A 25,340-nucleotide genomic window follows, 5' to 3' on the forward strand; every position below is an offset into this window, starting at 1 on the left:
TTTTGTCATAATTAAAAATGGTGTAAAATCTTAAAGTAATGTTTTTTACTAACAAGGAGATTTAAAAATGGGAAGAGCACATGAAGTTAGAAAAGCAAGTATGGAAAAAACTGCTGCAATGAAGTCAGCAATTTATGGAAGAGCTTCAAAAGAAATTTATATGGCTGCAAAAGCTGGAAGTAAAGATCCTGAAGCAAATCTAGCACTAAGAAGTGCAATTGATAAAGCAAAGTCTAAACAAGTTCCTGCAGATGTTATCCAAAGAGCTATTAAAAAAGCTGAAGGTGGAGATGCAGATAACTATACTTCAAACAGATATGAAGGATATGGTCCAGGAAACTCAATGATAATTGTAGATTCATTAACAAATAATGTTAATAGAGCAATTGCAGAAATTAGAGATGCATTTAATAAAAATGGTGGGAAAATTGCAAACAGTGGAGCTGTTTCACATTCATTCCAAGCATCAAGTGTTTTTGTTTTTGAAGGAAAATCAGTGGAAGAAGTTTTAGAATTATTAATGGAAACAGATTGTGAAGTAAATGACGTTGTTGAAGAAAATGGTTTAACAGTTGTTTATGCTCCATTCCAAGCTTTCAATGCTGTTAAAACAGCTTTAGATAATGCTGGTATAAAAGAATACAAAATGGCTGAAACTACAATGTTGGCAGATGAAATGATGACAATTACTGACGCTGAAGAAAAAGCTAAATTTGATAAATTAATGGATAAACTAAATGAACTAGAAGATGTTCAAGACGTTTATCACAACGTTGAAGATTAAAAAAAGTACTAAATTAGTACTTTTTTTATTATCAAATTTTAATTCTTTTTTCTTTTTCTAAATACATTCCATCTCCAGGTTGAGTTTCGTAAACATCATGGAATTCATCTATATTAATTAAAACTCCATTACATCTGAACTCTTCTGGTGAATGAGGATCAATTAATAATCTTGTATTTTTTAACTCATCTGTAGATTTTCTCATTCAAACAGTTGCATAATTTTCAAAGAATAATTTAATATCTTCTGGACATTGTTCTTTACAAATATCTAAAGCAGCTGCAACTCCACTTAAGTCCCCAATATTTTCTCCTAATGTTAATTTACCATTTACATTAGTTCCGTTTATTTCATACTTGTTGTATTGTTCCACTAATTTTTCTGTTCTTAAACTATATTGTTTATAGTCATCTTCAGTTCATCAATTTTCGAAGTTTCCATTTTTATCAAATTTACTTCCTTCATCGTCAAAACCATGACTTACTTCATGACCAATTACAGCACCAATACCACCTAAATTTTTAGCTCTTGGTTCATTAATGTCATAAAATGGTTTTTGAAGAATCCCAGCAGGGAAACAAATTTCATTTGAAGTAGGGTTGTAATATGCATTCACAGTTTGTGGATCCATATATCATTTTGTTTTATCAACTGGTAAGTTAATTTCTCTTAATTCTTTTTCTAAGAAATATTTAGATAGATTTTTCATATTTTCATATAAACTTCCACCTTGCTCGTAACTTCTTATTTCAATTTTAGAGTAATCTTCAAATTTGTCTGGATAACCAATTTTAACTGTAAATGAATTTAGTTTATCAATTGCTTTATCTTTTGTTGTTTGACTCATTCATTCTAAATTTTTAATTCTATTTGAATAAATTCTTATTAAGTCATTAACCATTGATAAAACATCTTCTTTAGCTTCTTTTGAGAAATGTTTTTTAACATATTCTTGTCCTAAAAGTTCACCAAGTCTTGAGTTTGTAAATTCTACAGCTCTATCAATTTCTGGTTTCATTTCTTTTACACCACTAAATACACTAGAGTAGTTAAAGTTAATTTGGTAAAGATCTAAACTTAAAATTGAAGAGTAAGCAACTACTGTTTTTATTTTCATAAAGTCTTTTAAGTCATCCAAGCTTATTGCTGTTAGCATTTCGTTTAATTTTTCCATAAACTTAGGTTCTGAAAGAATTAAAACTTCTGCTTTAGAATATCCTGTTTGTGTTAAATAACTATCTCAGTTTATGAAAGAACAATAATTATTTAAATCTTTAATAGAAACTACGTTATATATGTTTTCTGGACTTCTTAATTCTTCTTGTTTTAACATACTTTGAGAAATTTCTTTTTCAAAGTTATAAACTAAATCAAAAATTTTATTTGTATAAAATTCAATTTTTGAAGTTTTTGCAATATCTTCTAAATAAACTTTATATGCTTCTTTAATTTCTTTGTGTCTTGGGTGAGATTCATCATAAAAATCTCTATCTGACATCCCTAAACCCATTGATCCAATCATTAACGCTCTTACATTACTGTTTTTAAAATCAGAATCAATTCCTTTAGAATGGAAATAAGAAATATTAAACTTTTTAAATACATCAATTAAAAATTGTGTAAACTCATTTTTATCTTTTAAAGAATCAATTTCTGAAATAATCTCTTTAATTGGTTCTATTCCTTGTTTGTTTCTTTCTTCTTGGTTTAAATAGTTATTAAATAAATTAACTATTTTCTCTTGATCTGAGTTTAAATCATTAGTTTTTACTTTAAACTCCATTATCATTTCTTTGATATCGTCAATTGATTTTTTATGTAGCATTTCAAAACTACCTCATGAAGGATATCCACTTGGTAATTCTGTACTATCAATTCAATCTTTATTAATGTGATCAAAAAAATTATCTTGTGCTCTTATTTTTGACATACAATTCACTCCTCTTTATAAAGTAGATTATAGAACTAATAATTAAATAAACAATAGCAAAGACCAAAAGAACAAGGTAATTATTTTGTTATAATTAAAATAACATGAGGTAAAAAATGAACAGAGATATCGTCTTATTAAGAACTGTAGAAGTTGCTGCCATAGCTTCTTATAAATATATTGGTAAAAAAGATAAAGATTTAGTTGATAAAGCTGCAGTAGAAGCTTTTGAAGTAATGTTAAAAAATGAAAAAGGTTTTAAACTTAAAGTTGTTAATGGAGAAGGTGAATTAGACCAAGCTCCAATGTTATTTGTTGGACAACTTTTAGGAGACTTAGAAGACCCAAGTGTTATGACTTATGATGTAAGTGTAGATCCAGTAGAAGGGACCCATCCAGCTGCCTACAACTTTGCTGGAAGTATTTCAACAATTGCTTTTTCAAAAGAAAACACTATGTTACAACTTCCGGAAATGTATATGGAAAAACTTTTTGTAAGTACAGAATTTAAAGATCAAATAGATTTAAAAAAAGGAATAATTCATTGTATTAAAACAATGCAAGAATATTCAAAAAGAAAAGATTTAAAATGTATTATTCTTGATAAACAAAGACACAAAGATATCATTCAAAAAATGAATGATATGGGAATTATTGTTAGACTTATTCAAGATGGAGATGTTTTAGCAGCAATTGATGTTGTAAATGGAGATGCTGATTTTGTTTACGGTATTGGTGGAGCGCCTGAAGGTTCTTTAATGGCAGCTCTTGCAATTTCTGCTGAGTGCAAAATGCAATCTAAACTAGTTAGATATGAAGAAATATGACCAAATGAACAAGAAACCGAATCAAGAAAAGAAAAAGAAAAAGCTTGATTAGATAAATATAATTTGGATTTTGATTCAATATTAGAAGATCTTGATTTAGTTGCAGATCACAGAGCTAGATTCTTTGCGGCAGGTTTAACTGCTGGTGGTAGTTTAAAACCTGTAGATTATAAAAATGGGAAGTTTTATGTAAATGCATTTATGTCTTCACATGGAATAGTTAGAAATTTCAATTCTGTTTATGATGTTAAAAAAGTTAATGATTTAAAACCAGAAATTAAGTTTTTATTTGATAAATACAAAAGATAGTTAATTATTAAAGATATATAATAATGAGTAGAGAAGGTGAGTTTATGGATTCTTTAGAAAAGGTTTTGCTAATTGCTTTAGGTCTTTCTTTGATTTCACTAATAACAATAAGAATTTATAATACATTTAGTTTAAATAAAGTGGTAGTCCATGAAATAAATTCTGCAGATAGTAATATATCAAGTGCAAAGATTGAAACCATTATCTCTAAATTTAAAATCTATTTAAGAGCTGAAGAGTTAGAAGTCACTTATGGAGAAAATGAAGGTTATAGTAGAATAAATCAAATGCTAAACAAGAGAAAGAAACAAATCAACATACCAAAGTGAATAATGCCAAGTGTTGGTTATGAACTTGATTATATTTTGGCAAGCATTTGATTTAATACAAAGTTATTTCAAAAAGATAAAGATTTAGTTAAGTTAAATGTAATAATCAAATGATTTCCTTTATTGTTAAAATTAATCTATGCATTATGCTTTATAGCTTCTTTTGTTATTTATTTTATAAACAAAGAAGCATTAATAACTTCAAGTGGATCTAAATTTTTAATTTTTATATTCAACAGACCTGTTTTCCAATTAACTGGATTAATGGCTTTTCTGGCGATGACAATACTTTCTTTTACAACTAATTCTTTAAAAGAAAAGTTAGAAGAAAAATATGAAAGAGAAATTATACAGTTTGTTAAAAATGAATGTGAAAGCTATAAACAAGATATTTCAGCTGCAAGGATATATTCAAAAGAATTTAACAAGTTAGACTTTAAAATATTTAGATTTAACGCTAAAACTTCAAACTTAAAATTTGTAGGACCATTTACAATACTTTAGAATAAAAAAAATTGAGTTAACTCAATTTTTTTTATTATCCTTGACCTAATCCTTTTTCTTTTCATTCGGCCATTATTTCTTCTTTTCCACCAGGTTTAGAATATCTTTCTTTGTATTCAGCATATCTTTCTGTACATTCTTTTAATTCATGCATAGCTTCTTCAGCTGATCCTCAACCATTAATCTTAACTTCTTTTTTTTGTAATGCTTTGTATTGTAAGAAGAAGTTTTCGATTTCATCTTTTAAATGTTGTGGTACATCATTTAAAGTTTTGTAGTCATCAAATCTTCTATCATCTGCAAAAACTCCAAATAGTTTTGTATCTATTTCTCCTGCATCGATCATTTTGATTGAACCTAAGATTCTTACGTTAACTCCAACTCCTGGAAGAGTAGGGTAAGTTACAAGACTTATAACATCTAATGGATCTCCATCTCAGTCAAGAGTGTTTGGTACAAAACCATATTCTCCTGGATAAAAGTTTGCTCCATATAATACTCTGTCTAAACTAATTTCGTTAGTATTGATATCGTATTCGTATTTGTTTGAACTACCTTTTGGTATTTCAACTATCATTTTAATTACGTTGTTTTCCATTAATAAAATCTCCTCTACAAAATTATTTTATATTAAAAAATAGAAACTAAAAGATTAGTTTCTAAATTAAATGTTTATTTATTAAGTTAACCAATGGTTTTATACAAAATGAAAATAAAATAATACTAAATGCAAATTTAGCAATAGTAACACCCATTGAAGCTAATAATAGAGAATATCACTCTGTTGTGTTCTTTTGGGGTATTACATCACCATATAATTTTCTGTACATTTCAAATATAAAAGTATCATTGTAAAGCAATGCAAAGCCAGATGTAATAAATGTAGCTATTAAACCTGTTATAACAATTATTGCAATGTAATACTTTATTTGATTTTTACTTTTAACTTTCAAAAGCCAATACTTTTTCAAAAAAAAGAATATTGTTGCAAAGAAAATTAAAAATGTAACATCTAGCAAACTCATTATTAGAATACCAACTGGATCTGATCCTAAAGCTAATCTTAAACAATTTGCCAAAACTCCTAATAAAGAAGCATATAAAATATTTGACGATAAATAGATGAACAAAACACCTACAAAGGACACTTCGATTGTGAAAAAGCCCAAAGTAAGAAAACCTAATGTGTATTTGTTTATTACTGTTAAAACAATTTCTAAAGCAAATAACATTGCTAAAATTGAAACTCTTTTAATATCTAATTTAAATGTATCTTTCAAAACCTCTTTATAGTTATATTTATTAAGTTCTGAAAAGTCGTATTTGTGATTTCAAAAACCATATACATTTTCCATGATTTAATCCTTTCAAAAAAAAGCCCCATTATAAAATGGGGCTGAATAACAAAAAAATGTAAACCAAAAAAAGGTTTATAAAAATTTGTTAGGTATTTTCTCTCATCCGGACTTTACCGTCGGTTTCAGAATTTCACTGAATCATGCTCTTTCGAGCTCATAGACTTTCACTATCGGTAAGGAATCACACCTTGCCCCGAAAATACTCACAAATTTATTATAAACTAACAGATGAAAAATTAATATAACCTAATTTATAAAAATTATAATTTATATTTATAATTTTTATAAATTGATATATAATATTTTTGAGCAAATAAATAAGGAGAAAAATATGGAAAATAAAAATCACGATATACCAGAGCACGATGATCATTTAGAAGAAAAAAAAGATCATTATCATGAAGAACACCACTTTGATGCTCTAGGAAATCACGATGATATAAATGATGAAGATTTTCATTGAAAAAATAGTTTATTTACAAGTAGAAGAAATTTAACTTTTAAAATTACATTAACAGGAGTGTTTTTAGCATTAGCAATAGCTATTTCAGCTTTTGAAATGTCAATGGAAGCTGTTTTGGATAAAATTCAGTTTCAAGGAGTTTCAATACCATTTAGAATATTGGATTTAATGGTAATAACTTTATCTTTATCTGCACTAGGACCAATATTTGCAAGTTTAATAGGTTTTATAGCACCTTTTATTCATCTTGCAGATGGTTTTCATAACCCGTTATCAGTTGTAATAGATTGTGGTGGATATTTTGTATCTATATGAGTAATTTGATTTTTCTATTACTTTGTATTTAGAAATTCAAGTATTCATAAACACCCAATAAAGAGTGTTGATAGATTTAAAAGATGAACACCAATGGTTGCATATGTTCCAATTATGACAATAGTTTATACTGTTATTGTTTTTGGAATAATTTACCTAAATTCATTAGTGGGTCATGATCACGATACATTCATGAAAAGTGTTTCTATGTATCATGCAGACCATGATCATGGACATGAAAGTTGAAATGAAGTAATTGAACATATGGGATTATTTATTGGAATCATTTCTGCAATTGAACTTGCAAGATTTTCAATTTGTTATTCACTGTTTGCAGTAATTGAACCTAAAGTTAAACAATTAAATCACTATTATAAGTAATAATAATTTAATAATTTTTTTCTATCATAATTTGATAAAATCTAAGTATAAATTATAGATTAGCGAGGAATCGAAAAATGGCAGGAAAAAAACCAGTATATGTTTCTATGGATTTAGGAACAGCTTATACTTTAGTGTACATTGAAGGTCAAGGAATTGTATATAACGAACCTTCAATCGTAGCATACAGAATTAAAGAAAATAAAATTGTTGCAGTTGGAGCAGAAGCTTACAAAATGATAGGTAAAGGTAATAAAAACCTAAGAATTGTTAGACCAATGGTTGACGGAGTTATTACTGATATCAAAGCTACTCAAGCACAATTAAACTACATCTTTGCAAAATTAAGATTAGAAAAAGCTTTAAGAGGATGTGTTATGTTATTAGCTTGTCCTTCAGCAATTACAGAATTAGAAAAATCAGCACTTAAAAAAATCGCACTTAACTTAGGTGCTTCAAGTGTATTTATTGAAGAAGAAGTAAAAATGGCGGCTTTAGGTGGTGGAGTTAATATCTACGCACCAACAGGAAACTTAATCGTTGACATGGGTGGGGGAACAACAGACGTTGCTGTTATCTCATCAGGAGATATAGTTCTTTCAAAATCAGTTAAAATAGCTGGTAACTACTTAAACGAAGAAATCTTAAAATTCGTAAGAGCACAATATGGTATGGAAATCGGTATCAAAACAGCTGAAACAATTAAAATCAGCATTGGATCATTGGCAAAACATTCAGATGAAAAATCAATGAAAGTTTACGGACGTGACGTTGTTTCTGGATTACCAAGAGAAATCGAAATTACACCAGAAGAAATGAGAGAAGTATTAAAAGTTCCTTTATCAAGAATTATTGAATTAGTAGTTCAAGTTCTTGAAGCAACACCAGCTGAATTAGCTGGAGATATCTTCAGAAATGGAGTTATCTTATGTGGTGGAACAGCATTGATTAAAGGTATTGCAAAATACTTCGGTGATACTTTACAATTACCAACAAAAGTTGGAGAATCACCTTTATTAGCTGTTATTAACGGAACAAAAAAATATGAATCAGAAGTTTTTGAGCAATTAAGAGCTGAAAAAAACGAATTAGATTACTAGAAAATGCTTTAGGCATTTTTTTTTGGAAAATTTATGGAAAAAAATTCTAAAAAAAATTGAATTTTTTATAACTTTTTTTAGATGCTATGCTATAATGAAAATGAAATTACAAGATGTTGTAGTTTTACATGTATCAACCCAAGGATGTTAGTGTTCAAAAGAAAAACTGATTATCTTTTTAAAAAAAGTATTATCGAAATTGCTATTTTGAATGAGTGAAGCACTTTCAATTATATTTTTTTCTAAAGATACAAAAAATTCTCTTTCGAGAATTTTTTTTATTTTCTATTCATCACCGATTTTAACAGCACCAGTAGGACACACCATTTGTGCTTCTACTAATTCTAAATCGTTTTCGTTTGCTTCTGCAAATCCATCATCATCCATGAAAAGAGTACCAGTTTCATCGACTTGTACACAGGCCATACATCCAATGCACATTGATTTATCTATTCAAGTTTTTTTCATAAAAACCATCTCCATTTCATTAATATAATAACAATAATTTTAAATATTTACATATTTAATTTATAATATATAGGTTAATGGGGTGAAAAATATGAACCTAACAAGAATGGAAAGAAATAAACCTATTCACGACAAGGTAAGAAAAGAAATTGCTTACAAAAAGAACATTCAAGACGAAAAATCAGTAGTTCATTCTACTTTTGAAAAACTAAAAAGAATTGACTTAGAATTTTTTAAAGAAAAGTTAGCTATTTTTGATGCAAAGCATGAATTTGAAAAACCATATTTAGATAGAGATAGATCATCGAGTTTATTTCCTGAAGAAATAAAGTATGAAATGAAATTAGAGATTTCAGAACTTAAAAAATTAGGAAATCAAGAGGTTGTTAATGCTCCTGTTGAAGAAGTTGAAGAAGAAGTTTTTGAACTTAGAAGTGAAAAGTATCAAAACTTATTCAAAAGTTTACAAGCAAACGAAAAGAACTTTCAAAGAAACATTGATAAATTAAAAGAAAAACAAGCTGGTTTAAAAAATGCACCCCAAGATATATCTATGACAACTGTTCAACAGTTTAGAAGTAAAGATAATAGAAGCACTCAACAAATGATTTTAGAAGTGGCAGAAAAAAATGAAAAAGGCCAAAATAAAGTTGTTAAAACATGAAAACTATATGAGAAAAAATATAGATTTAAGTGAGCGATTCCTGTTTTGATAATTTTAGCTTTTGTTATGTTTTTATGCATAATAATACCTATTTTTGTTGTATAGAAGGGTAATTTAATATGAAAAAAATTAATATTGCAGTTGATGGTACTGCAGGTTCTGGTAAGAGTTCTGTAATGTTAAAGGTTGCAGAAAAACTTAATATGAATTTCATAGATACAGGTGTTATGTACAGAGCTTTTACAAAACTTTGTATAGATAACAAAGTTGATTTTCAATCAGATAATGAAATAAAAGATCAAATTAAAAACTTTAAGTTTGAATATATAAATGAAGGTTCGATATTGGTAAATGGTATTGATTATGGAAAAAATATATTTGATTATGAAGTGGCTGAAAACATAAAGTATGTTGCTAAAAACAATGATGTCAGATCATTTATGGTGGAAGCTCAAAGAAAGATGTCTGAAAGCAAAAACAACATAGTTATAGGAAGAGACATAACAACTGTTGTTCTTCCAGAAGCAGAGTTAAAAATTTATTTTGACTGTTCTGTAGAATCAAGAGCAAAAAGAAGATTTGAACAAAACAAAAGAAAAAATGTTACTCCAAATGTATATGAAGACATTTTAAGACAAATACAACAAAGAGATGATTATGATAAAAATAGAGAAATGGGAGCTTTAAAAATTGCTCCTGATTCATGATATTTAGATACAAGTGATTTAGATATTGAACAAGTAATTGATCTAGTTTTAAAAAAAATAGAAGAAATTAAATAATTTTATAAATAAGTGGAGGTGTAGAATTATGGCAAGAAAAGGAATAGTGGCAGTGGTTGGTAGACCTAATGTTGGTAAATCTACACTTTTTAATAGAATAATTAGAGAAAAAAAAGCTATTGTAGAAGATAAACCTGGAGTTACAAGAGATAGAATGTATGGTAGAGCTGAATGATTAACTCTGCCATTCATAGTTGTAGATACAGGTGGTATTACACTACAAGACAGTCCATTTTCAAAAGAAATAAGAATGCAAGCTGAAATCGCTATTAAAGAAGCAGATGTAATTGTTTTTGTAATTAATTACAAAGATGGTATTACACAAGAAGACGAAGCGGTTGCAAAAATACTTTATAAAACTCATAAACCAGTAATATTGGCTGTTAATAAATATGATAAAAAAGAACAATTTGATGAATCATTTACTTTTATGACTTTAGGTTTTGGAGAACCTTGTTTAATTTCTTCAACTCATGGTATTGGTGTTGGAGATTTACTAGATAAAGTAATTGAAAGTATGCCTAAATTTGATGAAGATCAAAAAGATGATGAACTTAAATTGGCAATTGTTGGTAGACCTAATGTTGGTAAATCAAGTTTAGTAAATGCATTGGTTGGAGAAGAAAGAATGATTGTTTCTGATATAGCGGGAACTACAATCGATGCAGTTGACAGCAAAATAAAACACAATGGAAATGAATATACGATAATTGATACGGCAGGTATGAGGAAAAAAGGTAAAATCTATGAAAACCTTGAAAAATACAGTTACCTTAGATCAATTACTAGTATAAATAAAGCAGATATAGTTCTTTTGGTTTTAGATTCAAGTGAAAAAGTAGCTGATCATGATACAAATATTGGTGGGGTTGCATTTGAGGAAAATAAACCTATAATAATTATTGGTAACAAATGGGACTTAGTTTCTAACAAAGAAACTAATACTATGAAAAGAAAAGAAGAAGAGATAAAAGCTTATTTTAAATATTTAAATTATGCAAAAGTTTTATTCTTATCTGCAAAAGAAAACAAAAGGGTAAATAAAATATTTGAAGTTGTTGACTTAGTTCAAAAAAATATTAAAAAAAGAATTAGAACAAGTTTATTAAATGAAATATTCAATAAAGCACAACTTATTAACCCAGCTCCAAATCATAACGGAGGAAGATTAAAGATATTTTATGCATCACAAGTAGAGGCTTACTTGCCAACATTTGTTTTGTTTGTTAACAATCCAGAGTTTGTACACTTCTCATATAAGAGATTTTTAGAAAATCAAATTAGATCACAATTTGATTTTAGTGGTGTGCCAATAACAATAATCTTTAGGGAAAGGAAATAGGAAAATGTCAAAGGAAAAAATAGCAATAATAGGTACAGGAGCATATGGTACAGTTTTAGCTAACGTATTAGCTGATAACGGTCATGATGTTTTAATGTATGGAATAGAAGAGGCTGAAGTGGATGATATTAATAACAACCACTTAAACTCAAAGTTTTTTCAAGATTTATTGATAAATACAAACATAAGAGCAACAACTGATTTTGCAGTTGCAATGGAAAAAGCAAATATTGTAATTTTAAGTGTTCCAACTTTTGCTTTAAACAATGCAATTGAAAATGTAATTAAATATGGAAAAAGAGAAATGCACATAATAAACGTTGCAAAAGGTTTAGATGAAGAAAATCTTGATGTTTTAAGTAAAAAAATCAAGAAACAATTTGAAGGAACTGGAGTTATGAAGTCTTACGGGGCTATTTATGGACCTTCAGTTGCAATTGAAGTTATTATGAGAAAACCAACTTGTGTTATGAGTTGTAATGAAGATGAAAAAGTTGCAGAATACATTGCAAAAATATTCTCAAATGAGTATTTTGTTGTTAAAGTTTCAACAGATGTAGTTGGTTGTGAAATAGCAGCTGCACTTAAAAATTCAGTTGCCATTGCAGCAGGAATATTACATGGATTTGCAGCAGCAGATAATGCAAAGGCTTCATTAATAACTATTGGTAATGCAGAAATTTATAATGTAGCTAAATATTTTGGAGCTAGAATTGAAACATTTATGAATTTTGCTACATTAGGAGATCTTATCCTAACTGCATCTTCATTGAAATCAAGAAACTTCTCATTAGGGGTTCAAATTGCTCAAAAAGACGATGCTCAAAAGGTTTTAAAGTCTCACAAAAATACAGTTGAAGGTGTATTGTCTTGTAAATTAGCATACGAAATTTGCAAAAAATATAAAATAAATGCACCAATGTTTGAAATACTATATAAAATACTATACAATAATCATAAGCCTAGTGGGTTAGTTAATGACTTTTTCCAACACGCTAAGGTAGTATAGATATAAGGGGTGGATTAACCATGACAAAAAAAGAATTATCAGAAAAATTATCAGCTGAATTTGGTAGCACTAAAGCAGAAGCTGAAAGAATGGTAAACTTTGTATTTGACGAAATTTCAAATGCATTAGTTAAAAAAGAAGAAGTTGCAATCGCAGGATTCGGAAAATTCGTTACTGCTGATAGAGCAGCTCGTGAAGGTGTAAACCCAGCAACTGGAGCAAAAATTAAAATTGCTGCAACTACTGTAGCAAAATTTAAAGTAGCTAAACAATTAAAAGAAGCAGTTGCTAAATAATTAACCTATACATCGTAAAAACTTGCTTATAGCAAGTTTTCATTTTGTAAAATAAATATGTTTGAATTATTTAAATCGGGACTAATAAGCAAGAAAGCTCTTTTAATTTTAAATTACTCTAAAATAAATATTAATGAAAACCAGTTAGCTATATTGTTGATAATCATGGAATTATCAAATGAAGATCAAAAAAATTTCACACCATCAGAAATAGCAGAACATATGATGATTTCAAAAGAAGAAATTGAAAAAGAAATCTCAAATTTATTAAAGAATAGAATTATAAAACTTGAACAAAAGGGTAAAAAGACTATTCTTGATTTAACCCCTTTATTTAATAGACTACTTGTTAATTTGGAAGAAGAACACTCTAAATTAAAAACAGATAATACATATACATTTATCGAGAAAATCTTAAACTGCAAACTTACTCAAGAACATATTGATAAGATTGAGGATTTTATCGAGTTAGGTATTTCAAAACCAAAAATTATGTCTATAATTGATGAATATAAAATTAATAATATAAATGATTTATTTAAAAAATTAGAAGAACAGTCAAAAAAAACATCAGTAAAAATTACAATGTATAACTGACTAAATGATTAAATATTTCATTAAAATCAAAATTAATACCATTTAAATTTATTTCAAGAAAGTTATCTTGGAAATATGAAAATGGTATTTTTTTATTTTTTAATTCCTTTAATTCTCTAATATTTAATAAAAATAGTTTTTCATATAAATGAAAGTATATTAAAATGAACCCACAACCTGAGTTTTTATCTACTAAAAGTAACTTCTCTAACTGATTTTTCTTTATGTTATTTAGGTTAAAAAATTCCTTTTCAGTTTCTTTGGCTTCAAATTCTAAATAAACTCCATTTCAAAGTCCTATATAATCACAAAAATAGTTTTTATTAAGTCTTGCAGTAACTATATTATCTTCTATAGAAATTATGCTATTGTTTACAGGCATTTTATAAATAAATCCCTGATTATCATTTAACAAAGAAATGCTGTTGTTGATCAAGGTTTCTAAAAACATGCCTTTGTTTTTTATAATCATAAAAATCACCCAATATATTAATCGTCATATATTTACAAAAAATTGTAAAATAAGATACAATAAACTTAAATGGGGGCTAGAAAAATGGCAGATTACATAAAATTATCAAAACAAGATATTTTAGACAAAGACTTTGAAGTTGAATACAAGGGTTATAAAGTAGAAGAAGTAGATGCTTTTTTAGACATGATAGCAGAAGATTATAAAACTTTTACTGACAGAGAAATTAAAAAAGATGAAAAAATAGCTCTTTTAGAAAAAGAAGTTAATAGAGTAACAAACAATTTAAATCAAGTGGCAGCTACATTGAAACTTACAGAAAGTCAAATGGAAGATCTTGCAAGAAAAGGTTTAAATAGTGCAGACATTATTAAACGTATATCTAATTTAGAAAAAGACACATATAATAAATAATTTTGGTATAAAATAATGATTGAGATTAAATCTGAATCAACTGCTATATTTGAAAAATAATATAGAGGAAACTCCACGCTTGCACATTCTGAGATGAATGTAGTGATTGTGCTAGGGGAAAAAATAACTCTAGGTACCAATTTTAATTGGTAACGACTTAAGTATAGTCTAAGGGTACTTGTACCTATGATGAGCTTTTTAAAGTGCCACAGAGACGATTAGCTAGAAATAGTGAAATGGAACGGGTAAACTCCACAAGCAAGAAACTCAAATTTTGGTAGAGGAGCTTAAGGGTGAGGAACTGAACAAGCCTTTGGGATCGCTTATGCGATAGATAGATAGTTGATGCACGAAAGTGTTACAAAACGTGGGTTATGAAGATTCAATCTCACTATATTTTTTAAGGACTTGTATATGAAAGAATTATTTGAATATTTAAAATTAAATAATTTAACAATATCTAGTTGTGAATCTTTCACTGGTGGTTATTTTTCAAATGAAATAACCAATATAACTGGAGCTAGCAATTACTATAAGGGTGGTTTTGTTTGTTACAGTGATGAATTTAAAACAAAAGTTTTAGGTGTAGATATAGAAGTAATTAAAAAATATGGTGTAGTTTCTTTTGAAACACTAAATGAAATGTTGGACAAAACACATGAAATGTTGAAAACAGATATTGTTTTTGCTTTTACTGGTTTTGCAACTCCGATTGATAATAATCCTCAATCAGGAATTAGTTATGTGGGGTTTAAAATTAAAAATAAAAACTATATTTTTGAATTTAAAGAAACAAAAAATTTAACAAGAGAAGAGTATAAAAAAAATAGTTGTGAATTTATAATAAATAAACTTTTAAATTTATAATTTTTCTTTTTTAATTGTCGATAAAGCAATTGAGGAGGAAATTATGATAGAAAAGACTTTAGAAAAAAATAAAAATGAGGTACTTTTAAATATGAGCAATAACAATATTTATGATGATCCAGCTTTTAAAAATGTTTTAAAAGATATCGAAAAAACATTCGGTAAAGGTTCAATAATGCAATTAGGAGATGTTGCAAACTCTTCAATTGATGTAATTCCAAGTGGTAGCTTTTTATTGGATAGAGCAATTGGGGCTGGAGGTTATCCAAAGGGAAGAATAATAGAAATTTATGGACCTGAATCAAGTGGAAAAACTACTCTTTCTTTACATGCTATTTGTGAAGCGCAAAAAAACAATGGTAGAGCAGCTTTTATAGATGCTGAACATGCATTAGATCCAAGATATGCACAAAATATTGGTGTTGATATTAAAAATCTGGTTGTTGCACAACCGGATTCTGGAGAACAAGCTTTAGATATTTTAGAAATGCTAGTAAAATCAAATACAATTGATATTGTTGTAGTTGATTCTGTTGCCGCTTTAGTTCCTAAAGCAGAGTTGGATGGAGAAATGTCAGACCAACAAATAGGTTTACAAGCAAGACTTATGTCAAAAGCTTTAAGAAAATTAAATGGTATTGTTTCTAAAACAAACACAACAGTTATTTTCATTAACCAATTAAGAGAAAAAGTTGGAGTTATCTTTGGTAATCCAGAAACAACACCCGGGGGAAGAGCTCTTAGATTCTATTCTTCTTTAAGATTAGAGGTTAGAAAAGGTGAAACTATTTCTACAAATGGTGAAGCAACTGCAAATAAAGTGAAAATTAAAGTTGTAAAAAACAAAGTTGCTCCACCATTTAAAACATGTCAAATAACTATTGCTTATAATAAAGGTGTGGAAAAAGATTTAGAAGTTGTTGAAATGGCAACAATTTATAACATACTTACAAAAGCTGGTGTTTGATATTCTTATGGAGAAGAAAAAATTGGTCAAGGAAAAGAAGCTGTTAGAGAATGATTTGCAGCAAATCCAGATAAGTACCAAGAAATTCAAGATAAATTAAAAGAATGTATAGAATAAAAAAATCGAGTTATTAACTCGATTTTTTTAAACCTCTTTTGTATCGTTTCTACTTATAGTTTCTTGATCACTTTCATTTGGTTTTAAAATAATTCCTTTTTCTTGTTTCTCAAATCACTTAAATTGTTTTTCTGAAGGATAAATTTCTTTAACTTTTAATATAACTTCAGGATAGTAACTTTGACTCATTTTATTTCAATTATAGTGTCTTTGTTTTTCTAATTTAAATTCATTAACTTCTGATTGCATATTTAATTCCTCAAAAGCTTTTAAAACTTTTTTACCTTTGTAAGAACCAAATCTGATTTGTTTATTTCTTTTTGAACTTGAATATAAACCTAAAGCAAACATTATTACTCCAAATATTGCAAGATATCCAGCTTCTTGTAATATATACAATGAATCATAGCTGTTAAATCCATATTCACCAATTCCATATACTATCGATCCAATGGCGTGGATTGAATATCTAAATTCTGATAAATAACTTATTGCATTAAAGAAATCAAATTGCATAAAGTTAGGGAAAGTTCCAGAACCTGCAGCTATATTTATTACTAAATAAATTACCACTACAAATTTAGAAATCATTTCATCTGTAAATAAATATCAAAGTGATTGGATGGTTATTACAAATATTAAATCAATATATAAAAGTCATAATCACAACGAGAACATTGCAGCAGAACCTATTGCTGAATAGCCAGTTAGAGAAAGAGCTATTACAAGAAATGTTACTTGAACTATTCCTGTTGTAAACATTAACATTGATTTTGTTATATACCATTTTGTTGAACTTAAGTTATGACTTCTTTTTCCTCTATCATAAATAAATGTTTGCATAAAAGTACCAACAAACAATCCAATACAAATAAAGAATTCTCCTAAACCAATACCATAAACTCCGTTTTTAGAACCTTGTTGATCAAAGTTTATTAAACTTAATTCTTCTTTTGAAGAACTGTAAATATATTTCACAATTTTTAGTATCAAATCATCTTTTCAGCCTTTTGTTGAAATACCTTGGTTTTGATTGTTTATTTCTTTTTGTAATTCATCTTTTATATTTTTAGCTGCTTCATTATCAAAAAGTTTATCTATTAAACCAAAAATAATTGATGATCTATATTCATACATTGATTTCATATAATAACCAAATATAAAGTTTCTTTCATATGTAGTTCAAACATCCATTTTTACTTTTGGTGTTGGAGTTAAGCCTGGATGTATATGAATTAGTGTTCCTATTTTGTAGATTAAATACTCAAGTGTTCCTTCATGTATTTTTAAATCCAAATAGTATTTTTTACCTTTTCATTGTTTTTCTATTTCTTTTTTGTCAGAAATATAATGTATGTTTGTTAAAGCCAAACCTTCTTTTAGTTCTGGAGATGAAAAGGTATTTTCTTCATCTTTTTTATCACTGTGTTTTGGAGTTAAATAATCTTTAAAAAGAGTTCATATGTTTAAATCTGAAATTTGTTCTTCATTAAATTTGTAATCACCAGTATTGGTGTGTATTTTCCCGTTAATAGTAGCTTTTTCAATAGCTTCTTCTCTACTGGTTGTATTTTTTGTATTTAAACTATTTCCATCTTTGTCTTTTAAAACTCCGATATTGAAATCACTGAAGTTATCTCCAGTTTTCTTATAAATTCAAACCGTTGCATCTTCATTCATTATTGCAACTGGTGCTTTTCCTATATTATTTATTGGGTTTCAAAAACCCAATATACAAGTAATAGCATATATGATTGGCACTATAGCAATTCCAAAAAATTTAAGTAATCTTTTTTTGGATGATAAAACTCTTGAAGATAATTCGGTTCAATAACCTTTTAATATATCTTTCATTTTTTCGTCTTCTTTTCTAATAAATATTTAAAAATTAATTTAATTGACATCATTTAATAATTTTTTATGTTTATAACTAAACTTAATTATTGTAAAATAATATAGTTGTAAAAGCAACACCACACTTTTCTAGGATTGGAGAAAACAATGCTAGTTACAAAAATACAAGAACACATATATATTGCGATTTTATCGGTAGTAATTATATTATTAATACTTTCATTAGCAGTAATAGTATATCTACTAAAATCTCGTCAACGCAAATATATCTTACAAAAAACAAATGATGAGGCAAAAAATATAAAAATGAATATCATTGCAGAGGCAAAACAACAAGCAGCTTCGCTTAGGCTTAATGCTGAAAATGATGTTAAATATATTCAAGAAGAAATAGCTATTGAACAAAAAAACTTAAAGGTTAAAAAAGATAAGTTTTATGAAGATTTAGATGTTTTGAATGAAAAAGAACAAACTCTTTTAAAAGAGAAAATAAGAATAAATGAATTAAAAAAAGAACTTGAAATAGAGAGAAAGAAAATTCAATCAATATTAGAAGATAGTTCAAAACTTACTGAAAAAGAAGTTAAAGAAGAATTATTCAATATTGTTGAAAAGAAATATCTAGGAGAGTTGAATTCTAAGATCAAAGATTTTGAAGAGACTCTTAAAAAGAATTCTCAACAAAAAGCAACAAAAATATTAATTGATGCGATGCAAAGTTGTAGTGTAGAAGTAACAACAGAAAAAAACACTACTTTCTTTGAAATTGAAAACGATTCTTGAAAAGGAAAAATAATTGGTAAAGAAGGTAGAAATATTAAAACCTTCCAAGCTTATGGAGGGGTGGATATTCTAATTGATGAAACTCCTAACAGAATAACTATTTCATCTTTTAATCCAATTAGAAGAGAAATTGCTTATTTAACTTTACAAGAACTTACAAAAACTGCAAGAATACATCCCGCTTCAATTGAAGAACAATTAATTATACAAGCAGAAAAACTAGAAAAACATTGCTATGATTTAGGTTTAAAAACTTTAACTGATCTAAATATTGATGATTTACCAGATGAGATAATAACATTACTTGGTAAATTAAAATTTAGACACAGTTATGGTCAAAATGCTCTACAACACTCTATTGAAGTTGGGACAATATCTAAAAGAATAGCTCATGAATTAGGTTTAGATGAAAAAATAGCACTTAAATCAGGACTGTTACATGACATTGGAAAAGCTGTGGACTTCGAACAAGAAGGAAGTCATGTAACTTTGGGAGTTAACATATTAAAAAAATATGATATAGAAAATATTGTTATTAATGCTGTAGAGTCACATCACAATGATGTTCAAAAAGAAACTTATTATGCTGAAATTGTAGCCATTGCTGATGCAATGAGTGCTGCAAGACCTGGGGCAAGAAATAATGACGCTGAAGAATATTTCGCAAGAATGCAAGAACTTGAAGATCTTTGTTTAGAACAAGAAGGTGTTACAAAAGCTTATGTTCTAAAAGCTGGAAGAGAAATAAGGGTTATGGTAAATCCAAGTGTTGTTGATGATTACAATATGAAAAAACTTTCATATACCTTAAAAGAAGAAATTCAAAAAATCAACAAAACACCAGGAGATGTCTATATAACAATAATTCGTGAAAAACGTGAAACTATAAGATTATAAAAACACCAAGCAAAAGGTGTTTTTTGTTATAATTATTTGTGATTGGAGTGAAACACATGGGATTTGGAGATTTTTTAACAGGTAGAATGAAAAAGTCTATCGAAAAGAACTTAAAGAAAAGTACTTTAAACAGTGAAAACATAAAAGAAGTATTAAGAGAAATTAGACTAGCTCTTTTAGAAGCTGACGTAAACGTTGATGTTGTAAAGAAATTTATAACAAATGTTGAAAAAAAAGCTGAAGGAGCATTTATTGAACAAGGTGTAAGAGCAGATCAACAAATGATCAAAATAGTTCATGAAGAGTTAATTGAAATACTTGGAAAAACTAACAAGCCTTTAGAAATTGATAAAAAACCATCAATTATAATGATGGTTGGATTACAAGGTGCTGGTAAAACAACAACAGTTGGTAAACTTTCACATTTAATAAGCAAAAAAAATAAGAAAAAAACTTTAATGGTTGGTCTTGATATTTACAGACCAGGGGCCATTGATCAATTAGTAGAATTAGGACAAAAAAATAACTTAGATGTTTTTGAACAAGGAAAACAAGACCCTGTAAAAACAGCAAAACAAGCAATTGATTTTGCTCAAAAAAACGGTTATGAAGTAATAATTTTAGATACTGCTGGTCGTTTGCAAATTGATAAAGAATTAATGAAAGAGTTAAATGAAATTAGAAAAGCAGTTTCGCCTCAAGAAATTATTCTTACAGTTGATGGTATGACTGGACAAGATATCATAAATGTTTCACAAGAATTTAATAGTTTATTAAAACTAACTGGAGTAATTGTTACAAAACTTGATGGGGATGCTCGTGGGGGAGCTACCTTATCAATTACAGATATTACAAAATTACCAATTAAATTTATTGGGGAAGGTGAGGGTATTGGTGCTCTTGCTGAATTCCACCCAAAAAGAATGGCTGACAGAATCCTTGGTATGGGAGATGTTGAGACATTATTCGAAAAAGCAGCTGATGTTATTGATGAGCGAACAATGGAAAAAACCATGAAAAGAATGTTTGCTGGTCAGTTTGATTTAGAGGATTTAAGAAACCAAATGGAACAAGTTGCTAAAATGGGAAACTTAGGAGGTATTATGAAAATGATGCCTGGGATGAGTGGAAAAATTAGCGAAACTCAAATCAATCAAGCTCAAGAAAAACTTTGAGTTGCAAAAATCTTAATGAGTTCTATGACTTTAAAAGAAAGAAGAGAACCAAGACTTTTAAAAGCCATTACCAGAAAACAAAGAATTTTAAAAGGATCTGGTAGAAGCGAAAAAGAATACAATGAACTTTTAAACCAATTTGATAAAGGTAAAAAACAAGTCCTTGAAATGTCTAAAGCTTTAAAATCAGGAAGAATGCCTAATATGGGTGGGTTGAAATTTTAATATATAGAATAACAACTTTTAAGTCTATAATTTAATGATAAGGAGTAAAAAGAAATGGAAAATACAAAAAAAGAATTTATGAATCAACAAATGAAAATAGGGTATGCATTTATGATAGTGGGAACTGTTTTATCAAGTTTTCTACTAATACCATTACTGTGAACAATACCGATGACTTTAAAAACAAAGTCATTAATAACTGTTTATAGAGATGCAACTGTATTGGGTGTTTGTGCTATATTATTTGTTAGCACTTTAGGTGGTATTTTTATATTATTGGCAAATAATCCACAAAACTACAAAGAAGTTGTTCAACCAAACCAATTTAATGCAGCAAATGAGTTTCAACCAAACTCAGAAGTTCAACATTAAAAAAACAAGCAAAGCTTGTTTTTTTAATTTCTATTAAATAATAAAAAGCCATTTATGTGTGAGTATTAAAAATAAATTACAAACCTTAATGTGAAAGGTTACTGCCGCTCAAAATTCAAAAAAATTTAAAAGTGTTATTTTATGATAAAATTAATAATAAAGAAAAAAGAACTAAAATAGGTTAAGCAAAATATTATATAAAGTAATTTTTATTCAATCGATTTTAAATATAGATTCGCTTTCCTTTTGCTAAAAAAAATAATGAATAAAAAATTAAAAGATTCTTCTATGAAATGAGAAAAACATTGCTTAACATGAAAGGTTATTAAATCTATTTGGATTCAATACATAGGTTGATAGTATGATAAAAGTAAATAAAATTGTAAAAATTTTTAAAGAATTTAATTTATCAGATATAAATTTGACGATTGAGAAAGGTGACTTGATTGCCTTGGTTGGAGATAATGGGGCTGGTAAAACAACCTTAATAAAATCTATTTTTGGTATGGTTGAATTAAATTCTGGGAAAATAACTTTAAATGGTGAAAATATATTTGATAATAATAACTTAAGTAAAATAGCTTTTTTCCCTGATTCAAATAATATCCCTTTAAATATAAGTGTAGAAAACTATATGAAGTACATTTCTATTGTTGCTGGTGTCGGTGAAAAAGAATTTAAATCAAGAGTGGATAAAATAATTGATATGTTAGAAATCAGAAGTTACAAAAATAAAACCATTAAAAAATTATCTGCTGGTATGAAAAAAAGAGCAATAATGGCAGGGGTTTTAATAACAAAACCTGAATTTATAATTTTTGATGAACCAACAGCCAATTTGGATGTTGAAGGAAAAAATGAATTCTTAGCAATAATAAAAAAACTTCATGAAAGTAAAGTTGGAATAATGATTACAAGTCACATAATTGAAGAATTACAAGATATTTGTAATAAGTTAATAATAATTAAAGAAGGAAGCATAGTTTATAATAGTAAATTTGATAATAAAAAAGAGAAAATCAAAGATATTTATTTTAAATTTATTGATAAAAAAGAAAATAAATATGAAGAGGTTAAGGTAATTTATGAATAAGACAAATTTAAGTAGATTAATAAAATTGAATATTAGTTCTATTTTTAAAAATAAAAGTTTGCTAGTAAATATATCTTTAATATTCTTAAGTTTATTGGTATTTACAATAATATATTCAATAAAAGCGAATGATTATATTTATAAGAAAACTGTTATTGTTAACTTAGAATCTATGATATCAATATGTCTCTTTGGCGTTCTATCAATTATTATGGTTGGTCATTTACTTTCATCTAATGAAGCAAAAAGTTTTCAACAGTTAGAGCAAAGATATGGTGTTAAAGCAAAATTTTCTTTTTTCTTTAGAATTATTATGATGATTACTTTGACAACAACATTAGCTTTTGTTTATTTTTTGATCCAAACTTTGGCAATTTCATTCCAAGATAAGCATCAAGAGGTTTTGAAAATTATATGTTTACCTAAATTAAATTTAATTTTATATAATTTATTAATATTAACTTTAACAACTTTTGTTGGAGTTATATTAAAAGCTAGTCTTGGAAATATTCTTGCGACATTATTTTTGGTATCAATAGCAGTGGGTCCATTTTTTAGTTTCTTAGCAAATGAATATTCACAAAAAGATAATAAAATATCTGAAACAATCAGTGAACAAAACTTTAAAATTATAATTGGAAAAGAATTTCATGATTCAATACTAAAAGATAAAATAGATTTATATAATGGTAATCTTAATTTATTTGGTGATTTACATACCAATGGTTTTTATAAAAACGCTAAAAATTTTGACTCTATTTTTAAATATTATGATAATCAATACAGTAAGAGTATGTATTTTTCTTATTATATGGGTCAAACTTTAAATCAAATTGTAGATGAATCAAAAAATGAACCAAAGAATGTTTTTGAATTTGATAAAAATTATTATGAAATGATCACAACTTTAAAAAGTTCAATTATAAAAATAGGTAATGAGAATTATTACAAACTTCAACAAATTCCTTTTTATTCTGATCCAAATAAAGAAAAACAAAAATTAAATTTGGATAAAACTTTAAAAGATCTAGAATTAACTGATTTTGGTAAAAAATATCCAAATATTCTTAGTTATGTTTCAAATAATTATTATAGTATTTATAATCAAATAGACTATACTTTTAATACAACTCCTTTGTTTGGAAAAAATATACCGTTTGAGGAATCAAAAGTTTATTCAAACGAATATAGCTTTTATGAAGAATATCCTGAATTTTTAGCTATTTCTCAAATCTTGAATATTGGGCTAATGAATTCTTTTAATACAACTATTTTTTATCAAACTATTTCTACTAATGATAAATATTATTATTTAGATATTAGAGATTACAATGACTATTATAAAAAAATAAAGGCAAGACAGTTTTTAAATTTCTTTAATTTTGTTTCTTATCAAAACCTTGCATTTGCAGATATAAAATACTCAAAATTTATGATTTTTTCAGAACCATCTTTAAATTATATTGATGAAGTTTATCAAATTAATTTAAGTTCTTTACAAAACCTTTATAAGCCTATAGAGGGTGATACTCCAAATAACCCTAAATGAAACCCGATGAATACAAAATTATCTATATATGATAAAAATAAAGTCAAAGTCAAACAAACTGGAATAATTGTCTATTCATATATTGTAGAGATTTTATTAACTGCAGCTTTTATTTATATAGGCTTTATTGTTTTCAAAAAAAATCAAAAAATTTAAAAATAAAATAAAAAACTAGTTATATAACTAGTTTTATTTTTTTGCTTCAATTTTCTTGATGTCTTTTTCTTGTTGAGAAATGGCTTGTAATCTTCTGTTTGCTTCTTCGATAGTTTTTTGAGTAACTTCCATTTCAATTCTGCGTTTTTCAGCATCTTTGATTTTTTTTCAAACTCCAGCTTTCATTGCATCTGACATTAATAAAACAGATACAATTGCAATATTGAATAAATCTCCAATAACTTTTTCTACATGTTTTTTTTCTTTTGCAGATAAGTTTTCTGATTTATATTTTTCTAAAGTTTCAACTTCTTTGAAATAGTTTGTTGCAAATTCAGTTCCGAATTTTTGGAAAATTAAAGCGTTTCCTTCATGTACGAAAAGAGCAATGTTTTTAAATAGATTTAGTTTTAATTCTACTTCATCATTTCCAGCAGCTCTAAATTGACCAATAACATTGTTTAATCTGTCATCGTGGTATTGATCCACTAGTTCTTCAACTACAATTCTTGTAGGTTGACCAACTAATTTTAAGATTGGTTTTTTTGTTGCTGTTTCTGATTCTACAAACTTATAGTTCATTGCATTTATGTATTTTTTAATACGTAAAGGTAAAATGTACATATCGTATGCAATATATTCAGAATATCTTCATTTTCTTGCAACTATTTGTGAAATTATATTGTAAACCATTTCTAAAATAGTAAGGTTTAAAGTTCTTTCATTTAATTTAAATTCTAATTTGTTCAATCTTAATAATTGGTAGTATTCAAAACCATAGTACTCAAGAGCTATCATATTAAAGTAAGTTTGAACTGTTGAGTTGTTCATAATTGCAGAATATGAAAATTGAATATCTGGAACTAGAGCATCAATTATATTTTCAAATTGAGGTCTAAAATCCAAAATAGATTGAAATTGTTTTTTTTCAGCCATAATAT

Annotated in this window: 26 protein-coding genes, 1 other RNA gene and 1 riboswitch; of the genes, 20 read left to right on the forward strand and 7 right to left on the reverse strand. The window is 27.1% G+C overall.

The features are described 5' to 3' along the window. Window positions 1-67: 67 nt before the first annotated feature. Window positions 68-784 carry a YebC/PmpR family DNA-binding transcriptional regulator gene (locus SBIUS_RS01235; protein WP_162684686.1) on the forward strand — a complete coding sequence of 239 codons (717 nt, stop codon included), beginning with the start codon at window positions 68-70 and terminating at the stop codon, window positions 782-784. A 28-nt stretch (window positions 785-812) separates the two neighbouring features. Here SBIUS_RS01235 and SBIUS_RS01240 read toward each other — a convergent pair whose 3' ends face one another. Then, window positions 813-2,714, reverse strand: a complete 1,902-nt coding sequence (locus tag SBIUS_RS01240) for a M13 family metallopeptidase (RefSeq protein ID WP_162684687.1) — start codon at window positions 2,712-2,714, stop codon at window positions 813-815. 116 nt (window positions 2,715-2,830) lie between these two features. Here SBIUS_RS01240 and SBIUS_RS01245 point away from each other — a divergent pair, with 116 nt between their 5' ends. Next, complete coding sequence (locus SBIUS_RS01245) at window positions 2,831-3,850, forward strand: fructose-bisphosphatase class II family protein (RefSeq protein ID WP_162684688.1); 1,020 nt, start codon at window positions 2,831-2,833, stop codon at window positions 3,848-3,850. Window positions 3,851-3,873: 23 nt separating this feature from the next. Continuing rightward, complete coding sequence (locus SBIUS_RS01250) at window positions 3,874-4,683, forward strand: hypothetical protein (RefSeq protein ID WP_162684689.1); 810 nt, start codon at window positions 3,874-3,876, stop codon at window positions 4,681-4,683. Window positions 4,684-4,717: 34 nt separating this feature from the next. Here SBIUS_RS01250 and SBIUS_RS01255 read toward each other — a convergent pair whose 3' ends face one another. Together SBIUS_RS01255 and SBIUS_RS01260 are read right to left on the reverse strand one after the other, a co-directional pair. After that, window positions 4,718-5,281: an inorganic diphosphatase gene (locus SBIUS_RS01255; RefSeq protein ID WP_162684690.1), complete on the reverse strand. Its 564-nt coding sequence runs from the start codon at window positions 5,279-5,281 to the stop codon at window positions 4,718-4,720. A gap of 61 nt (window positions 5,282-5,342) precedes the next feature. Further along, window positions 5,343-6,038, reverse strand: a complete 696-nt coding sequence (locus SBIUS_RS01260; RefSeq protein WP_162684691.1) for an ECF transporter S component — start codon at window positions 6,036-6,038, stop codon at window positions 5,343-5,345. Between the two features lie 90 nt (window positions 6,039-6,128). After that, window positions 6,129-6,246, reverse strand: a riboswitch (FMN riboswitch). A 126-nt stretch (window positions 6,247-6,372) separates the two neighbouring features. On the opposite strand from SBIUS_RS01260, the gene SBIUS_RS01265 reads away from it, so the two are divergent. Further along, window positions 6,373-7,200 carry an ECF transporter S component gene (locus tag SBIUS_RS01265; protein WP_162684692.1) on the forward strand — a complete coding sequence of 276 codons (828 nt, stop codon included), beginning with the start codon at window positions 6,373-6,375 and terminating at the stop codon, window positions 7,198-7,200. A 77-nt stretch (window positions 7,201-7,277) separates the two neighbouring features. Next, window positions 7,278-8,300, forward strand: a complete 1,023-nt coding sequence (locus SBIUS_RS01270; protein ID WP_162684693.1) for a rod shape-determining protein — start codon at window positions 7,278-7,280, stop codon at window positions 8,298-8,300. A gap of 285 nt (window positions 8,301-8,585) precedes the next feature. Here SBIUS_RS01270 and SBIUS_RS01275 read toward each other — a convergent pair whose 3' ends face one another. Continuing rightward, the gene (locus SBIUS_RS01275) at window positions 8,586-8,726 is read right to left on the reverse strand and encodes a hypothetical protein (RefSeq protein ID WP_238988301.1); all 141 of its coding nucleotides are present in this window, start codon (window positions 8,724-8,726) and stop codon (window positions 8,586-8,588) included. Between the two features lie 133 nt (window positions 8,727-8,859). Between SBIUS_RS01275 and SBIUS_RS01280 the strand changes: the two genes are divergently transcribed. Genes SBIUS_RS01280 through SBIUS_RS01305 form a run of 6 tightly spaced genes read left to right on the forward strand, consistent with a single transcriptional unit; the run spans window position 8,860 to window position 13,470 of the window. After that, the gene (locus SBIUS_RS01280) at window positions 8,860-9,537 is read left to right on the forward strand and encodes a hypothetical protein (protein ID WP_162684695.1); all 678 of its coding nucleotides are present in this window, start codon (window positions 8,860-8,862) and stop codon (window positions 9,535-9,537) included. A gap of 14 nt (window positions 9,538-9,551) precedes the next feature. Further along, on the forward strand, window positions 9,552-10,214 hold the full coding sequence (cmk, locus tag SBIUS_RS01285; RefSeq protein ID WP_162684696.1) for a (d)CMP kinase: 663 nt from the start codon (window positions 9,552-9,554) through the stop codon (window positions 10,212-10,214). Between the two features lie 28 nt (window positions 10,215-10,242). Next, on the forward strand, window positions 10,243-11,556 hold the full coding sequence (der, locus tag SBIUS_RS01290; RefSeq protein WP_162684697.1) for a ribosome biogenesis GTPase Der: 1,314 nt from the start codon (window positions 10,243-10,245) through the stop codon (window positions 11,554-11,556). 4 nt (window positions 11,557-11,560) lie between these two features. Beyond that, on the forward strand, window positions 11,561-12,565 hold the full coding sequence (locus SBIUS_RS01295; protein ID WP_162684698.1) for an NAD(P)H-dependent glycerol-3-phosphate dehydrogenase: 1,005 nt from the start codon (window positions 11,561-11,563) through the stop codon (window positions 12,563-12,565). Window positions 12,566-12,585: 20 nt separating this feature from the next. Next, a complete protein-coding gene (locus SBIUS_RS01300; RefSeq protein WP_162684699.1) occupies window positions 12,586-12,861 on the forward strand; it encodes an HU family DNA-binding protein in 276 nt (91 codons plus the stop codon). Window positions 12,862-12,918: 57 nt separating this feature from the next. After that, the gene (locus tag SBIUS_RS01305; protein WP_162684700.1) at window positions 12,919-13,470 is read left to right on the forward strand and encodes a DnaD family protein; all 552 of its coding nucleotides are present in this window, start codon (window positions 12,919-12,921) and stop codon (window positions 13,468-13,470) included. Here the strand turns inward: SBIUS_RS01305 and SBIUS_RS01310 are convergent. Next, on the reverse strand, window positions 13,442-13,930 hold the full coding sequence (locus SBIUS_RS01310) for a Holliday junction resolvase RecU (RefSeq protein ID WP_162684701.1): 489 nt from the start codon (window positions 13,928-13,930) through the stop codon (window positions 13,442-13,444). The genes SBIUS_RS01305 and SBIUS_RS01310 overlap by 29 nt on opposite strands. A gap of 84 nt (window positions 13,931-14,014) precedes the next feature. On the opposite strand from SBIUS_RS01310, the gene SBIUS_RS01315 reads away from it, so the two are divergent. The 4 genes from SBIUS_RS01315 to recA all read left to right on the forward strand — a co-directional run bounded on the left by SBIUS_RS01315 (window position 14,015) and on the right by recA (window position 16,295). Then, window positions 14,015-14,344: a DivIVA domain-containing protein gene (locus SBIUS_RS01315; RefSeq protein ID WP_162684702.1), complete on the forward strand. Its 330-nt coding sequence runs from the start codon at window positions 14,015-14,017 to the stop codon at window positions 14,342-14,344. A 28-nt stretch (window positions 14,345-14,372) separates the two neighbouring features. Further along, window positions 14,373-14,724, forward strand: an RNA gene (rnpB, locus tag SBIUS_RS01320) — RNase P RNA component class B. Between the two features lie 34 nt (window positions 14,725-14,758). After that, complete coding sequence (locus tag SBIUS_RS01325; protein ID WP_162684703.1) at window positions 14,759-15,211, forward strand: nicotinamide-nucleotide amidohydrolase family protein; 453 nt, start codon at window positions 14,759-14,761, stop codon at window positions 15,209-15,211. Window positions 15,212-15,254: 43 nt separating this feature from the next. Then, window positions 15,255-16,295, forward strand: coding sequence for a recombinase RecA (gene recA, locus SBIUS_RS01330; RefSeq protein ID WP_162684704.1), 1,041 nt, complete (start codon window positions 15,255-15,257; stop codon window positions 16,293-16,295). Between the two features lie 27 nt (window positions 16,296-16,322). On the opposite strand, the gene SBIUS_RS01335 is transcribed toward recA, so the two are convergent. Beyond that, window positions 16,323-18,149, reverse strand: coding sequence for a hypothetical protein (locus SBIUS_RS01335; RefSeq protein ID WP_162684705.1), 1,827 nt, complete (start codon window positions 18,147-18,149; stop codon window positions 16,323-16,325). A 147-nt stretch (window positions 18,150-18,296) separates the two neighbouring features. Here SBIUS_RS01335 and rny point away from each other — a divergent pair, with 147 nt between their 5' ends. The 5 genes from rny to SBIUS_RS01360 all read left to right on the forward strand — a co-directional run bounded on the left by rny (window position 18,297) and on the right by SBIUS_RS01360 (window position 24,399). Then, window positions 18,297-19,829 carry a ribonuclease Y gene (gene rny, locus SBIUS_RS01340; protein ID WP_162684706.1) on the forward strand — a complete coding sequence of 511 codons (1,533 nt, stop codon included), beginning with the start codon at window positions 18,297-18,299 and terminating at the stop codon, window positions 19,827-19,829. Window positions 19,830-19,885: 56 nt separating this feature from the next. Then, window positions 19,886-21,229 carry a signal recognition particle protein gene (ffh, locus tag SBIUS_RS01345; protein WP_162684707.1) on the forward strand — a complete coding sequence of 448 codons (1,344 nt, stop codon included), beginning with the start codon at window positions 19,886-19,888 and terminating at the stop codon, window positions 21,227-21,229. Between the two features lie 54 nt (window positions 21,230-21,283). Then, on the forward strand, window positions 21,284-21,601 hold the full coding sequence (locus tag SBIUS_RS01350; RefSeq protein WP_162684708.1) for a hypothetical protein: 318 nt from the start codon (window positions 21,284-21,286) through the stop codon (window positions 21,599-21,601). A gap of 361 nt (window positions 21,602-21,962) precedes the next feature. Beyond that, window positions 21,963-22,694 (forward strand): ABC transporter ATP-binding protein, encoded by a 732-nt coding sequence (locus SBIUS_RS01355; RefSeq protein WP_162684709.1) that lies wholly within the window; start codon window positions 21,963-21,965, stop codon window positions 22,692-22,694. Continuing rightward, complete coding sequence (locus tag SBIUS_RS01360; RefSeq protein WP_162684710.1) at window positions 22,687-24,399, forward strand: hypothetical protein; 1,713 nt, start codon at window positions 22,687-22,689, stop codon at window positions 24,397-24,399. The genes SBIUS_RS01355 and SBIUS_RS01360 overlap by 8 nt, the downstream gene beginning before the upstream one ends. 33 nt (window positions 24,400-24,432) lie before the next feature. On the opposite strand, the gene SBIUS_RS01365 is transcribed toward SBIUS_RS01360, so the two are convergent. Further along, on the reverse strand, window positions 24,433-25,335 hold the full coding sequence (locus tag SBIUS_RS01365) for a hypothetical protein (protein ID WP_162684711.1): 903 nt from the start codon (window positions 25,333-25,335) through the stop codon (window positions 24,433-24,435). Between the last annotated feature and the right edge of the window lie 5 nt (window positions 25,336-25,340).

Origin of the sequence: Spiroplasma sp. BIUS-1 (genome assembly GCF_010365805.1) — a bacterium.
In the GTDB taxonomy this organism is placed as follows: domain Bacteria; phylum Bacillota_I; class Bacilli_A; order Mycoplasmatales; family Mycoplasmataceae; genus Spiroplasma_A.